General features: G+C 67.1%; 10 protein-coding genes. 5 read left to right on the top strand and 5 right to left on the bottom strand.

Going from position 1 to position 12,425, the window contains the following annotated elements:
- The first annotated feature begins 101 nt into the window (after positions 1 to 101).
- Complete coding sequence (locus J2T57_RS06315; RefSeq protein WP_253475928.1) at positions 102 to 866, top strand: sigma-70 family RNA polymerase sigma factor; 765 nt, start codon at positions 102 to 104, stop codon at positions 864 to 866.
- Between the two features lie 16 nt (positions 867 to 882).
- Here the strand turns inward: J2T57_RS06315 and J2T57_RS06310 are convergent, their stop codons facing one another.
- Both J2T57_RS06310 and J2T57_RS06305 read right to left on the bottom strand, forming a co-directional pair.
- On the bottom strand, positions 883 to 1,725 hold the full coding sequence (locus J2T57_RS06310; protein WP_253475925.1) for a hypothetical protein: 843 nt from the start codon (positions 1,723 to 1,725) through the stop codon (positions 883 to 885).
- Entirely contained in the window at positions 1,722 to 2,498 is a 777-nt protein-coding gene (locus tag J2T57_RS06305; RefSeq protein ID WP_253475922.1) for a hypothetical protein, read from the bottom strand. Before J2T57_RS06305 ends, J2T57_RS06310 begins: the two co-directional genes overlap by 4 nt.
- A 131-nt stretch (positions 2,499 to 2,629) precedes the next feature.
- Here J2T57_RS06305 and J2T57_RS06300 point away from each other — a divergent pair, with 131 nt between their 5' ends.
- Positions 2,630 to 3,958, top strand: coding sequence for a hypothetical protein (locus J2T57_RS06300; protein WP_253475919.1), 1,329 nt, complete (start codon positions 2,630 to 2,632; stop codon positions 3,956 to 3,958).
- A complete protein-coding gene (locus J2T57_RS06295; RefSeq protein WP_253475917.1) occupies positions 3,948 to 5,534 on the top strand; it encodes a hypothetical protein in 1,587 nt (528 codons plus the stop codon). Before J2T57_RS06300 ends, J2T57_RS06295 begins: the two co-directional genes overlap by 11 nt.
- Here J2T57_RS06295 and J2T57_RS06290 read toward each other — a convergent pair.
- A complete protein-coding gene (locus J2T57_RS06290) occupies positions 5,531 to 6,550 on the bottom strand; it encodes a hypothetical protein (protein WP_253475915.1) in 1,020 nt (339 codons plus the stop codon). The genes J2T57_RS06295 and J2T57_RS06290 overlap by 4 nt on opposite strands.
- Positions 6,551 to 6,793: 243 nt before the next feature.
- On the opposite strand from J2T57_RS06290, the gene J2T57_RS06285 reads away from it, so the two are divergent.
- The gene (locus tag J2T57_RS06285; protein ID WP_253475913.1) at positions 6,794 to 7,693 is read left to right on the top strand and encodes a sigma-70 family RNA polymerase sigma factor; all 900 of its coding nucleotides are present in this window, start codon (positions 6,794 to 6,796) and stop codon (positions 7,691 to 7,693) included.
- Between the two features lie 85 nt (positions 7,694 to 7,778).
- On the opposite strand, the gene J2T57_RS06280 is transcribed toward J2T57_RS06285, so the two are convergent.
- Positions 7,779 to 8,294 (bottom strand): hypothetical protein, encoded by a 516-nt coding sequence (locus J2T57_RS06280; RefSeq protein ID WP_253475911.1) that lies wholly within the window; start codon positions 8,292 to 8,294, stop codon positions 7,779 to 7,781.
- A gap of 94 nt (positions 8,295 to 8,388) precedes the next feature.
- Between J2T57_RS06280 and J2T57_RS06275 the strand changes: the two genes are divergently transcribed.
- The gene (locus J2T57_RS06275) at positions 8,389 to 9,093 is read left to right on the top strand and encodes a hypothetical protein (protein WP_253475909.1); all 705 of its coding nucleotides are present in this window, start codon (positions 8,389 to 8,391) and stop codon (positions 9,091 to 9,093) included.
- Here the strand turns inward: J2T57_RS06275 and J2T57_RS06270 are convergent.
- A complete protein-coding gene (locus J2T57_RS06270; protein ID WP_253475907.1) occupies positions 9,090 to 11,288 on the bottom strand; it encodes a hypothetical protein in 2,199 nt (732 codons plus the stop codon). The two genes, J2T57_RS06275 and J2T57_RS06270, sit on opposite strands and share 4 nt — an antisense overlap.
- Between the last annotated feature and the right edge of the window lie 1,137 nt (positions 11,289 to 12,425).

Here is a 12,425-nt window from a genome sequence, read left to right as displayed (position 1 = left end):
GGTCAGCGCTCCTGTCATCCTCTTTTTCTGCTTGAATTTATATATGTGAAACTATATCATCGCTGCTGTTACCCACCCTTCGCCAGACCCTGGAGAGAGCCTTGGGCGCGTCCATCAATAGTGTCATCCATGCCTATCGGCAGGACTTCGAGGCGCTCGCCGAGAGCAGCAACGACCCCACGGTGACTGCCCTGCGCGGCCTGTTGCGCTTCTTCCGGGAGTGGATCGAGCCCTTTTCCCATCACGACGTGCCCGCCGAGGACCTGGTGCAGGAGGCCTGGCTTGCCGTCATGGAGGCGCTGCGCGGCTATGACGAGAGCAAGGGCAGTCTGGCGGGCTATGCCAGGGCCTTTGTGCGCCGGGCGCTCAATGACTATGTGAACGCCAACCAGGAGGTCGTGCGGATCGCCGAGACCCGTGCGCAGCGCAAGGTGCTGAACAACATTCGCAAGCTCTGCCCGGATCTCGCCCGCCTCTCCGGGGCCGACGCCGAGCGCGTCGCCCGCTACCTTGGCGTGTCGCCAGGCGATGTCTGGCATGTCGTGCGGATGCTGCGCTCGACCAGACAGCAGATCGCCGAGGAGCCCGATGCCGACACCCCGGGCGCCGTGGCCGTGCTTGCCTGCCCCGCCGGCGGGCCCGAGGCGTGCCTTGAGCGGGAGACGCAGCGCCGTGACCGCAGGGCCTTTCTCACCCGCTGCCTTGCAGCGCTCTCGGCGCGGGAGCGTGAGGTGGTGCAGCTGCGCTGGCTCTGCCCGCGCGCCGAGCCCCGGGAGGGTATCGCGCTTCGTCTTGGGGTGAGTGCCGAGCGGGTGCGCCAGATCGAGAGCGCGGCGATCAGCCGGCTTCAGGCCATGGCGGCCTGAGGCGCTCTCCCCGGCGCTAGCCGCGGTAGCGTTCGATCAGGGTATCGAGCGTGCGCACCAGGCTCTCCCGATCGGCCACCGCAGGCGCCGGCTCGGCGCCTTGCACCGGCGCACTCACCTCGAGATCAAGACTCCCCCGACGGTAGGCCGCGCGTAGCTCCCGATACACCCGCGAGAACTCGGCGCGCAGCGCATCCGACGCACGGGTTCGAAGCTCGTGGGCGCCGACCCGGCGCCGTGCCTCGGCGACGAGCGGGTGAATCGCGCAGGTCCCGGGCGCGCTCGCCGCGGCCAGGAAGGCCGCGCTGACGCCCGGGGCGTCGCAGGTGTCGATCGCCGCGAGGCAGTGCTCCGTGAACTGGTCCATGGTGGGCGGGTGCTGTGCGAAGGGCTCGGCGCTCGAGAGCGCTGCCTCGCCGGCGCGCACGTCGCTCGCGCCAAGGCCCGCCTCCGAGAGCGCCGCCGCCCAGTACTGCGCACGGGCCTGCTCCTCGGATTGCTCGCGGCGCGGCCAGAGCGCACCGTAGCGAAAGCCAAAGCCCCGGTGCAGTGCGGCCACCGCCTCAAGGATGTCGGTGTCGCCCTGTGGTGCGCGCTGCATCTCGAGTGCGAGATCGATGAAGGCGCGGCGCTTCGGCGGGTAGTTCCGGTAGGCCGGATCCGCCTTCACGCGCTCGTGCGCCGCACGCAGTCCCGCGGCGCTGACTTCGGCGCGCTCGAGTTCGCGCACCCAGTCGGCGAGCATCAGGGCCTGCTCCTCGGCGCCGCCGCGCGACCAGAGGCCGCGGTACTCGGTGGCGAAGTCGCGATTGAGCTCGGTGAAGGCGTCGATCAGGGCCGCACGGGGGTTCTCGCTCATGCGCTCGCCACCTGGCGCGCCACGCCCTGCTCGCCGGCCTCAAGGAGCTCACGCAGACGCGCCTCAACGGCCTGGGTGCTCGGCGCACCCGCCGCAGCACCACCGCTTGCCACCGTCAGCCACTTGCGGATGAGCCGTGGCATGCCGCCAGCCGGCGGCCGACGCTCGGGGTTGCGGCTGAGCCAGGAGAAGAGATTATCCATCTCGACGCCGAGCGAAACCCCGGGGAACTCCTCGCCAAGCGAGCGTGCAAGCGCCCCGCTGACCGGGATCGCCTCGCCGCTCTGGTGAAAACGGCTGGTCGGCAGCCAGCCGCTGTAGCGCGCGCAGTCACGTTCAGCGGGCGGCAGGTAGAGAATCTCGGGCTCCTCGCCAATCAGCTGACTGACCCGCGCAAGCGTGCTCCGCTCGATCCGCTGCCCGCCCCGGGCATGGCGCCTGGCGAGCTGCGCCTGCGTCTCGCGCAGGGACTTCTCCGGGGCAATGAGCGCTGCGAATGTGTAGACAAACACACCGGTCTGCGGGTGCGGGTGTCGCTGGATGAGCCCGCCCCGCGGCGCACAGAGCTTGTCGAGGAGCGCAGCAAGCACAGCCTGATCCTCCTCGACCCAGGCGGCGAGCGCGGCGATGTCGCTCGGCGCGCTCGCCGCCTCGCAGCGCTGCCAGACCTGGTCAAGCAGGTCACGGAAGAGGCCGCGCTCGGCGCGTGTCAGTGCCTTGTAGTGGCGGTTTTGCTGGAGCGCTGCGGTGTCGAGCGCACAGGGACTGGTCATCGGGTTGAGGCCCTCTGAGTTAATTTGATGTGAATATATTATGATCGCCTCCCGGCGTCAACAGACACCGGCGTGGCATGCCGTCCAGACAGCATGATATAATTCAATTTAAATAATAACAGGAGTTTCCCATGGCCGCGATCTCGACACGGAGTGTTGTCCTCAAGGCGCTTGAGAAGAGCGTCCGCCACCTGCCTGTCCCCGGCGTCAAGGCCGATGAGTGGGCGCGGCGGAAGGCGGACTATGCCGATGAACTGATCGAGCAGGTCGCACGCCCCGAGGCGCAGCTCTATCTGGACTTCGCGCTCGCCAAGGGCGATGTCGAGTCGGTGACCCGCGAGCGCGCGATCTGGCATGTCCGGCGTCTGTCGGGATTCGGCGGCTCGGACATGGGTGTGCTTTTTACCAACTACCAGGGTGGCGTGACACCGTTTGCCGACGTCCTGCATGATCGCGCGGTGATCGCGCAGAAGCTTCTCATCGAGCTGCCCACTCCTGCTGCCGGCGAGGACGGCGCCGAGGATCGCCACCAGATGATCCGCGGCAATGTCTTCGAGGGTCCGATCGAGCAGGCCTTTTTGCGTGGCCACCGCGAGTTTGGCCTTCGCCCCGACACGGAGGGGCGTGAGCGCCTGCGCGCCTGGCACGCCGAGCGCGCGGCGGCCGCCCCGGAGACCCTCGCCATGCCCTGGCTCCAGGGCTCGCCGGACGGTCTGTATCTGGATCGCTTTGGCAAGCGCTGGCTCGTCGATTTCAAGGCGCCCTCGGATGAGTCGGGTGTGCGCGCCCACATGAGCGAGATCCCGCAGTTCTACGAGGGGCAGCTCCTGCACTATGCGCTGATCCTGCGCGAGGCGGGGATCCCGGCAGACCATGTGGCGCTCGCGCCCTTCTCCTGGTCGCGGATGCGTGTCGAGCGCTGCTCGCTTGCGGTGACCGATGAGAAGCTCGCGCTGATCGAGCGGATTGGCGATCACTACTACTACGACCACCTGCTTCGCCTTGAGCTGCCGAAGCCACGCTTCTCGAACACGCTGGTGCGCCTGGAGGAGATGGATGAGAAGCTCGCGCAGCGCCTTCGCAAGCTCGTGGCCACGCGGAAGTCCAAGCGCTGGGCCGAGGGTATCGAGGAGACGCTGGGAGCGTTGATCGAGCAGGACCTCCAGCGCGCCGGCATCGATCCTCTCAGTGTCGAGGGGACAGTGGATCTTGGCATCATGCGGGGTGCCCGTCGGCAGTACCGCAGCATTGACACCGTGCTGCTGAAACACCGCGCCCACGAGGCGGGTGTCGACGTGGCGGACGAGTCGCTCTACCGCACCAGCGAGAAGTTCGTGCTCTCGACACCGCGCTCGAAGAACAGCCCGCATCTTGATGCGATCGCAGGGCTTGGCGAGCGCGCCGAGCGCGCCGGTGAGGATCTGCTGATGGACCTTGAGGAGGATGGCTTTGAGCTCTGATGAGGGTGGCATCAATCTGGTGCTCTACCCGCGGGAGTACAATCGTCGCGGCGAGGAGCACCTGCACTCCGTTCGCGGCGTGACGCAGGATGGCCGCGAGGTCAACGTGAAGCTTCGCATTGCGAAGAGCCTGCGTGATGAGGCGAAGGCGCCACGCATTGCGGAGTTCGCCCGCACCGACCGGCGGGCGAAGAGTGCCTGTCTCGCTTCCGCGGACAATGGGCCGGAGCGCCGCGAGGGTGTGCTGCTCTTCTCCCGGGCGATCCCCGAGGGGGCCGGGCGGCGCGGGGTGCAGGACTACGTGGCGCGCTGGGCCGTTGTGCTGGCCGAGGATGCCGAGAGTCCGGATCCGGTGTTCGGTCTGGGCCGCCTTGAGGTGGTCCGGGACGCATCGCGCGCCCGCGCGGGCGGTAGCGCACTGAGCCCGGCCGCGGCCTCCGCGCTCGAGAGTGATCCGCGGAGCTATCTCTACCCGGCCATCGTCTATCACGTGGAAGCGACAGCGCGTCTCCCCGGCGGCTCCCCGGAGGCCGCCGAGACCGCCATTGCCGCTCTGATGGAGGCGCGCACAGCCGCCGGCATTGCCGGTGGCGCACTGATCCGCTGTATCAACGCCGATGGGGTCTGTGTCGGCGAACCATCGGAAATCTTCGTTCGTTTTGCGCGGGGGTCGAACGGCTATGAGTCGGGTGCTGCACGGGTGCGCGCCCATCTGGCCGAGGAGCGCCCGGTCTGGGCACGCGCTCGCGAGGGGGAGCTCCTGGTCACCCCGCTCTCCCGGATCTACCACGGTGCGGCGGGCGGCAGCTACTTCGGCTCGAGCGCGCGCTACCAGAGCCTGACTCGCGCTTTCTTTGACGCCGCCGGCGATCCGCAGCTCTGCCGCGTCGCAATCCGGGTCAAGCACTATGCCGACTCCGGTGTGACGCAGCTCTACCGCCTCTACCCCCTCTCGCCGCCACTCGGTGGCCCGGGGCAGCTTGACGGGGATGGGGGGTTCACGCTCCCGGGTGCTGCTGATGCACTGAAACCGGCGTTTTCGCCGCCCGGTGCGGCGGACTGGATCGAGCGCCCGCTGGTGCGCCTCGGCGGTCTGCCGCCCGCGCGTGCCGCCTGGCTGCTGGATGCCGCGCGAGACCCGTCCGACAGGGCGCCGACGGCGCAGGGCGCCGACGGCGTGCCCGAGTCCGTCCCGCAGGCGCCGCATGCTGGCGAGCCTGAAGCGCTCGCGCAGGCTGCGGTTGCCGACGACTCGCCACCCGCGACTGCGCCAGGCGCCGCCGAAGCCGGCCTTGATGCGAACGTGACGGGGCGCGACGGCGAGGACGGTTTGTCAGTGGGGCGGGACGCCGATGCGCATGGCGTGTTGTCGCAAGACCCCGGGGGGTTGCACGGATCCTCCCCCGAGACCGATTCGGAGACTGATTCAGGGAGGCAGCCGCCGAGTGAGGGGGCGCCCGACAAGCAGGCAGCTGACCTCACCGCGCCTGCCGAGGCCGATACCCCGCAAGCCGAGAGCGCGCCTGCGCAACTCTCGGGACTTGCCGCCTTCATGAAACGAAACCGCCAGGGCTAGGCGCTTGCCGCGAGCGCCTCTGACTGCCCTGACCGGCGCCGGGCAGGCCCGCGCTCGCGACGCTGGAAGCACTCCAGTCCCTCGCCGAGGTTGAAGAACGCATGCTGCCAGAAGAGTCGCCCGTAGCCATCGAGCCGCTCATCGATGGCGGCGGCCGAGCGCTTGGCCTCGTTACCCCGGCGGCGCTCATCCTCACTGAGAGCCGTGTTCTCGGCACGCTTTGAAAGGCGGGCGACCTCGGCGTGGAGCGCCTCGCGGGCGGCGCGCAGGGCGAGCTCCTCGCGGGCGATTGTGACCGGGCGCAGCCACGCGGAGATGCTCCGGCCGTTGTCGGCGGCGAAGAACCGTGCCGTGGTGAGCGCAACGCCGTCGGCGCCAACCTCCTTGAACATGGCAGGGCGCTGGCCCTCGGCCGGGTAGAAGAGACCCACAAACCCCTCTTTTCGCGTTGCCGCCTCCGGCCCCTCCTCGCACTCGAAGTAGGCGAGATGGCAGGTGGCATCATCCCGGGTCATGGGGTCACGATAGGCGAACGGGATATCGCCGGTGAACGCCACCATGCGGGTCTTGCGCTCGCGCTCCTCGACGACGACACCCTCCCCGCCCGGGTGTAGCCGCAGGATCTCCCCACGCCCGGCGCTGACACGCTCCGCCCTCGCCTCGCTCTGCGCGGAGACCTGGACGCGGAAGGCCTTGCCCGCGCCGCGCGGCGGCATGACCAGGTAGCCATCGCGCACCTTTCTCGCCCGCCAGTCCCGGCGTAGCGCCTCGCCCACCAGGACGATGCTCTCACCCATGCGCAGATGGCCAAGGGGTGTCACCTCAAGCTTGCTGCCATCGGCAAACGCATCCCCCGGCGCCATCAGGCGGGTTTTCCCCTCGCGGTTCATGATCCTGTAGCGCCCATCCTCGCAGCGCACGGCCTCGTAGCTGTCACTGACCTCGCCGCCGACCCCGAACTGCACGTTGAAAACCTCGGCGATCACCTTGCGCTTGTCGCCAGCCTGCTCTGTCATGACACACCCATCCCGACTCAATCCCGACTGTAAATATATTTTAGCGTATATTTTTTATGGCCGCCACCGATCCAGCCTATTGATCCTAAAATATACAGGAAGCGTTGCCATAACAGGCGTAGTGCAACCAGCATTGTACACTTATCATACAAAATAAGTTGACAAAGAATTGCATTATGTATATATTAAATGATAACCCAACTCAGCGGATGGACCGGGGAATGGAACCTAGAGGTAGAGACAATGAACAACAAGGCTGTTACGCCGAGCAACAATGACCCGGTTGCTGCCGGGGCTGCGCCCCGTCACGAGAGCCTCGATAGCGAGGCGCTCTACAGTCAGCAGGTCCGCAACATCGATGTCCTCTCCCGGGAGGAGCAGCTTGCGCTTGTGCGCCGCGCGCAAGGTGGCGATGCGGCCGCCCGCGAGGCGTTCCTCGAGGCGAACCTGCGCCTGGTCATGAAGGTTGCCAGGGACTACAGCCACACGCCGCTGCCCTACATGGACCTGGTCTCCGAGGGGAATTTCGGGTTGATGCGCGCCGCTGAGCTCTTCGATCCCGAGGCGGGCTTCGCCTTCTCGACCTACGCGGTCTCCTGGATTCGCTACCGGATCGAGCGCGCGCTCCAGCGCCAGTCGCTCACCGTGCACGTGCCGTGCACCACGGCGCGCCAGGTGGCCAAGGCGAACAACACCCGCCGTCGACTCCAGGGCGGCACTGATGGCCCGGTGAAGACCGCCGACGTGGCGGCCGCGATGGGGGTCGATGCCGGCCAGGCCGAACACCTGCTCGCGATCTCCGAGTGCATGTCCTCGCTTGACGTGCCCCTGGGTGAGGGGTCCGCCGAGCGGGTGGTGGATGCCATTGCGGATCAGGGCGCCGATGTGCTCTTCGAGCTCGACAGTGCCGATCAGCGTCGGGTCGCCGAGATCGCGCTCGCCGGGCTTGATGATCGCACGCGAACAGCCGTGGTCTATCGCTTTGGCCTCGGCGGTGGCGATCCGATGACGCTTGCCGAGATCGCCGATGTCATCGGCGTGACCCGCGAGCGGGTCCGGCAGATGGTGGCAGCAGCACTGCCGCTGATGGCGCAACGCCTGGTCGAGGCCGGCATCGAGCCCGAGGATGTGCTCTGCGCCTAATGGGCTGACAGGCCGCGATCGCAAGAAGCCCCGGCTGCGCAACTGCGCGCCGGGGCTTTTCTCTGTGCGGACTCCGAGGCGGCCCTCAGGGCCTCCGGACAGGTTCTGCGCCGGGCTCCTCCTGAGCGACGAAGGACAGCGCAGCGAGGCCCTCGGCGGCCGGGATGAAATCACGGGGAAAGTGCTCGCGACGAACCAGGCGATTGACACCCGATTCGGTCCTGACCAGGAAGTCTCCCGGCAGCGCCCGGGAGAGTTGCCCGCTCTCCGGCTCCTCGATGGTGGCGCACCCGGAGAGCTCAACAGCCGCCATGGCCCGCCTTGCCCGGCAATAGACACCGCCCTCCCCTGCCCGGGTCTCGCCAAGCGGCACGTAGAGGGCATCGAAGAGCCCGCGGTTGATCGCAAGTGGCTCGCCATCCGGCACACTCGGGAGCCGGATTGGCACACCGGGCGCCTGGCGTTGCCAGTCCTCCGGGGCGAAGATCCGCCGAATCGTCACCCGGTGCGCGCCCACCTCGGCGAGCACCGGCACGGGCCGCGGCATCACGTGAAAGACACCCGGCTGCTCATCGATGTCGAGCGTGGTCCCGTCGATCATTCTGCTTGCCCCCACCTGTTATCTTTATTATAATGGTTATTAAATAATGTCACAAGGGCGACGCACGCTGCCCTTCTGTGTAGGGACGTATCTGATGCTGCATCGCCTGGTCGACATTACCGCGCTTTCGCAGGCCGAGGAGTGCCTGCGCGACGCGCTGGCGCACGATGAGTCGATCGGCCGCGCGCTCGCGGAAGCGCGCGATCAGGCCGCGGCTGATGCAGCAATCGAGAGCGTTGCGATCTCGCGTCTTCGCGGCGAATTGCTGAACGCAAGAGCGCTTCGTCGCCATGCCAAGGAGGTGGTGCGTTTTCACCGCCTGGATGACGATGCGCGGCGCTTCCATCGCATTGCGCTTGCCGGGCTCGATACGGATATCCTTGAGCGCGCCCATCGCGGCGCGCTCCTCGGCGCACAGGCCCGAGACGACCTCATCGACGTCACCGAGGAGGCGCGCCATCACTGGGACTATCTTCAGGACGCGCAGAACCTCGCGCTCGAGACCCGCGCCGACATGCTCGCCGAGCCGGGTAACCAGGCTCTTGCGAACCGCGAGAAGCGCGCCTTCAACACCGTCGTCAGGGCGCGCCAGGAGATGAACCTCCTCCTCGGAAAGCGTGTCTCCCTGCTCCAGCGCTCGTCCTATCACATGGGATTCCGCGCCCACCTGCGGCGGATCCTTGTCGCGCAGTGCACGGCAAGCTGGGATCGGCTGGTGCGCGCGCATGCATCCGCCACCAACACTGCCCCGGCCTGCAACGACGAGTCAGCCGCGGCACCGCTCTCGCGTCTGCGCTAGGCGCTCGCCGCCAGGCGCGCCCTGGGCTGTTGCCCGGCAGCACCTCGCCGCTCCTGGATCTCGCAGTCGAGTGCCGCATAGGGGCAGCGCTCGCAGCTTGTACAAAAATCCACCGGGTTTCTCTCCGCCCTGGCATCCGGGTCGGCGCCGATCGCCTGGAGCACGGTGCGCCGGTAGTCGCGGTTGATCGTGAAAAGACGCAGGTGGGCGCCATGGAGTCGGACACGCTCGGCTGCGCCCTCCTCCGCAAGCCCGTACTGCCGGAGGTGTCGTCCGATTGCCTCGGAGCGAAGCCAGTGCGGCATCGCCTCACCGAGTGGCAGACCGACGTTGTCCTCATCGATCAGGCGCCGCATCTCAAGCGCGAGGTGCGAGGTGCTCGACTGGCGGTAGCCCGCGGCAATCAAGTTCTCAAGCGCCTGGGAGAGCACGGTCGCGGGCTCGAGCTTCTCGATCGGCGTGGCGCGCTGGCGCTCGAGCGCGGTGTCGACGCCGTCAATGAAGTCCTGGCGGCCACTGAGTCGCGCCAGCACTCGCAGCGGGGCTGCGATCTCGTCCTCGCGGTTGGTCTTGTCGGCGACCAGCTCGAGGTAGGCCTCGCGCATCCGCGGCACGTTAGCGAACACCCAGCTGTGGGCGTCATTCCTGACCCGCCGCAGGGCCTCGGGCGGGAGTTTCTCGCGGCCGTGGAAGTCTGCCAGCGCGGTCAGCGGTGCACGGCGCGTGTTGATGCTGAGCATCCGGGTGCCAAGAATCGGATCGGTGCCGGTGCCGGTGTTCGAGATGATCTTCACGCCGAAGAAATTCATCGTCACGGGCCGCATGGTGCGGCTGTCGGTCACCACCTTGCAGGCGGTGCTGCGTTTGTAGCTGACCTTGAGCACCTGGACCATCTCCGAGAAGTTCCCCCGCGTCTTGCCGCCACCGCGCTGTGCGATCGACTCGAGGTCGTCGATGACTACAAGCCCCCCGGACTCATCAATGATGCGGATGATGGTGGCCGGCGTGGTCTGGCCGATCATCACCGCGTTGGCCGAGACCTCCGAGAGTGCGGTGCTGAGCTCCGACTTGCCGGTCCCGGCCGGCCCCTGCAGCTGGATCAGCGGGACGGCATCGAAGACGCTCTGCCCGTAGGTAAGGAGCGCGGTTGCGGTCAGGAGCCAGTAGTCGGAGTCGTGCGGGAGCCACACCCGGGAGCGCAGGTGCTCGACGATCTCCCCGGCGATCTCGCCCAGATCCATCGACGGCGGCCGCCCCGCCAGGTAGTCGTTGATCGCATCCCACTCCCAGGTGCCGTGGCTATTCGCCTTTGGCATCCTGTCGATCAGTGTGCCATCGGAGAGGCGCAGAACGTGCTGTGCGCTGTTGACATCATCCGGGGCCTCGGACGTCCGGGCCGTCAGCACCTGGCGGTCGCTTCGGATCACCACCGTTTCGACCTGTTCAGCGAAAAACGACTCGCCGCTCTTGTCAGCGATGTGGCGCCCCACCAGGGTCTGCACCGGATAATAGAGCGCACCGTTGTGATAAGCGCAGTTGACATCGATCGGCCGGTAGGCGGCCCGGCCCTCATAGGGTGGTAGCAACGCGCTCCCAGCATCCGCATCACCATCCGCGCAATCGCCCTCCTCCACCTTGAGTGGCCTGCGACCGTCGCACTCGGGGGCTGACGGTGCAGCGAAGTAGCGCACGTCCTCGGACTGCGTCTGCGCCCCCCCGTCGGGGCCCTCGGCATCGGGCTCGGCATGGGCAGGCGGCCTATTTCGATCCGAATGATCTGCCTCGGAGTCATTGTATAGGGTGATCGACGCCCGAAGCGCTAATGCAACCGCGAGACGCCGCCAGCCGTCGATATGCTCGAGCGCCGCCGCGATGGCGGCATGGTTGTGTCCCGCAGCATGAAGCCTCTCGCTGAATGCGGCGCGACGATCGGCATAGCCTGCGGAAAAGTCCTCACCGATGACCGTCTCATCGTCCACGCCGCAGGCATGCTGCCACGCGCGCAGGGCCTCAAGGCGGGGCGTGATGCTCGGGTCATCCATCCACTGGGTCGGCGGACGGGCGTCGAGGAACGCGAGAGCAAGCTCACGGTAGCGAAGCGCAATCGGTTCGTGGTTGAGAAGCGGTGCGCGCCTTTCTGTCTTTCTGCGCTTCACGAATTCGGTGAGCCGGCGGAGCAGGCCTCTTAGCGACACGCGGGGGTCCCCCTTCTATCCGCACCCCGGGCAATAGGCTCGGAGCCTCAATGGCTTACCGGCATTTATTCATCATTTGCTGGCACATGTCAAGCCGCATTCTGTCGCATGTCCCAGTAATTAATGGAAAAATAATGTGTGCCAGCGGGTGTTCCAGTGTCCTTGCCGGGAGGTGCCATCGTCGCGGGCGGTCGCCCGCGTCGCGCACCTGCCCTGAACTCGGTTGGGTTCGGTGATGGTTGTCTTTTCGCGCCGGCAGCGGTCTTTTCGTCGGGGGCATCGGCAGGGATCCGTCCGGAGGCCGGCCTCACGCTCTGCGAGTCCCTGACGGTAAGCTCAACACGAGGCTAATGGATGATGGAGACCGTGGATCGGGGCCCGTACTGAATGACGCGCGCGCGAGCCGCTTCGTCTTTACTGCAGGGTTGCCAGCCGGACAGGCGGCCGACATCGTCGCGTCGTGGGCCGCGCAGCCTTCATGCGGCACACATAAAAGAGTGTATATATATACAGTCCTATCGCTTGACTGGTCGACATCCCGGCGAAGAGACCGGCCACGCAGCCCGTGGTGCGCTAACACCGGGTGAAGACCCCCGGCGGCCCTGAAGCCGTGCGGATCGGTGGGCCCGCCGGCCACCCCCCGTGGGGTGCCCGACAAGCGGAGGGTCGTGCGTGAGCCACGCAGGACATCTGGCGCCGCACATGCTTTAAGTCCACGGCTCTCGAGACTCCCGCGACAAGCCACCGGGCATTGAGCCCCTGCCCTCTTCCCGACCGCCGAGCCTACCGGGCTCCGTCATCAGGTCGGTGATTGCGGTGCGCTCTGCCTGCTTTGCGCCGCTGGACCGTCTGGGCTCGGCCACCGCCAACCGATGCTGCCGCTCTCCACGCCTATCATCTCTCCGCTCCGCCACGCCCGGGAGCTTGTTCCCGCCGCGTTCGGGGAAGGTCCTCGCCGCATTGATGTCTTGAGCGTGGCCGGCACGGGCGTGACGCCTGGCGGGGCCTACCAACGCGCCGGACTCAACGGACAGGGGGTGTTCGACGTCCGCCTCTCAGCCGACGAATCAGGTCGCCGCGTTGGGCAGGGGTTAATGAGTCTCGCTAATGCCCGAAATTGACACCCACACGGTGCGG

This window comes from Natronocella acetinitrilica (assembly GCF_024170285.1).
Classification (GTDB): domain Bacteria; phylum Pseudomonadota; class Gammaproteobacteria; order Nitrococcales; family Aquisalimonadaceae; genus Natronocella; species Natronocella acetinitrilica.
This window is presented reverse-complemented; position numbering and strand designations above follow the sequence as displayed.

Coding starts and splice junctions, on each gene's coding strand:
- J2T57_RS06285 (WP_253475913.1), top strand. CDS start 6,794: ATGAACAACAAGGCTGTTACGCCGAGCAACAATGACCCGGTTGCTGCC.
- J2T57_RS06310 (WP_253475925.1), bottom strand. CDS start 1,725: ATGAGCGAGAACCCCCGTGCGGCCCTGATCGACGCCTTCACCGAGCTC.
- J2T57_RS06280 (WP_253475911.1), bottom strand. CDS start 8,294: ATGATCGACGGGACCACGCTCGACATCGATGAGCAGCCGGGTGTCTTT.
- J2T57_RS06305 (WP_253475922.1), bottom strand. CDS start 2,498: ATGACCAGTCCCTGTGCGCTCGACACCGCAGCGCTCCAGCAAAACCGC.
- J2T57_RS06290 (WP_253475915.1), bottom strand. CDS start 6,550: ATGACAGAGCAGGCTGGCGACAAGCGCAAGGTGATCGCCGAGGTTTTC.
- J2T57_RS06300 (WP_253475919.1), top strand. CDS start 2,630: ATGGCCGCGATCTCGACACGGAGTGTTGTCCTCAAGGCGCTTGAGAAG.
- J2T57_RS06275 (WP_253475909.1), top strand. CDS start 8,389: ATGCTGCATCGCCTGGTCGACATTACCGCGCTTTCGCAGGCCGAGGAG.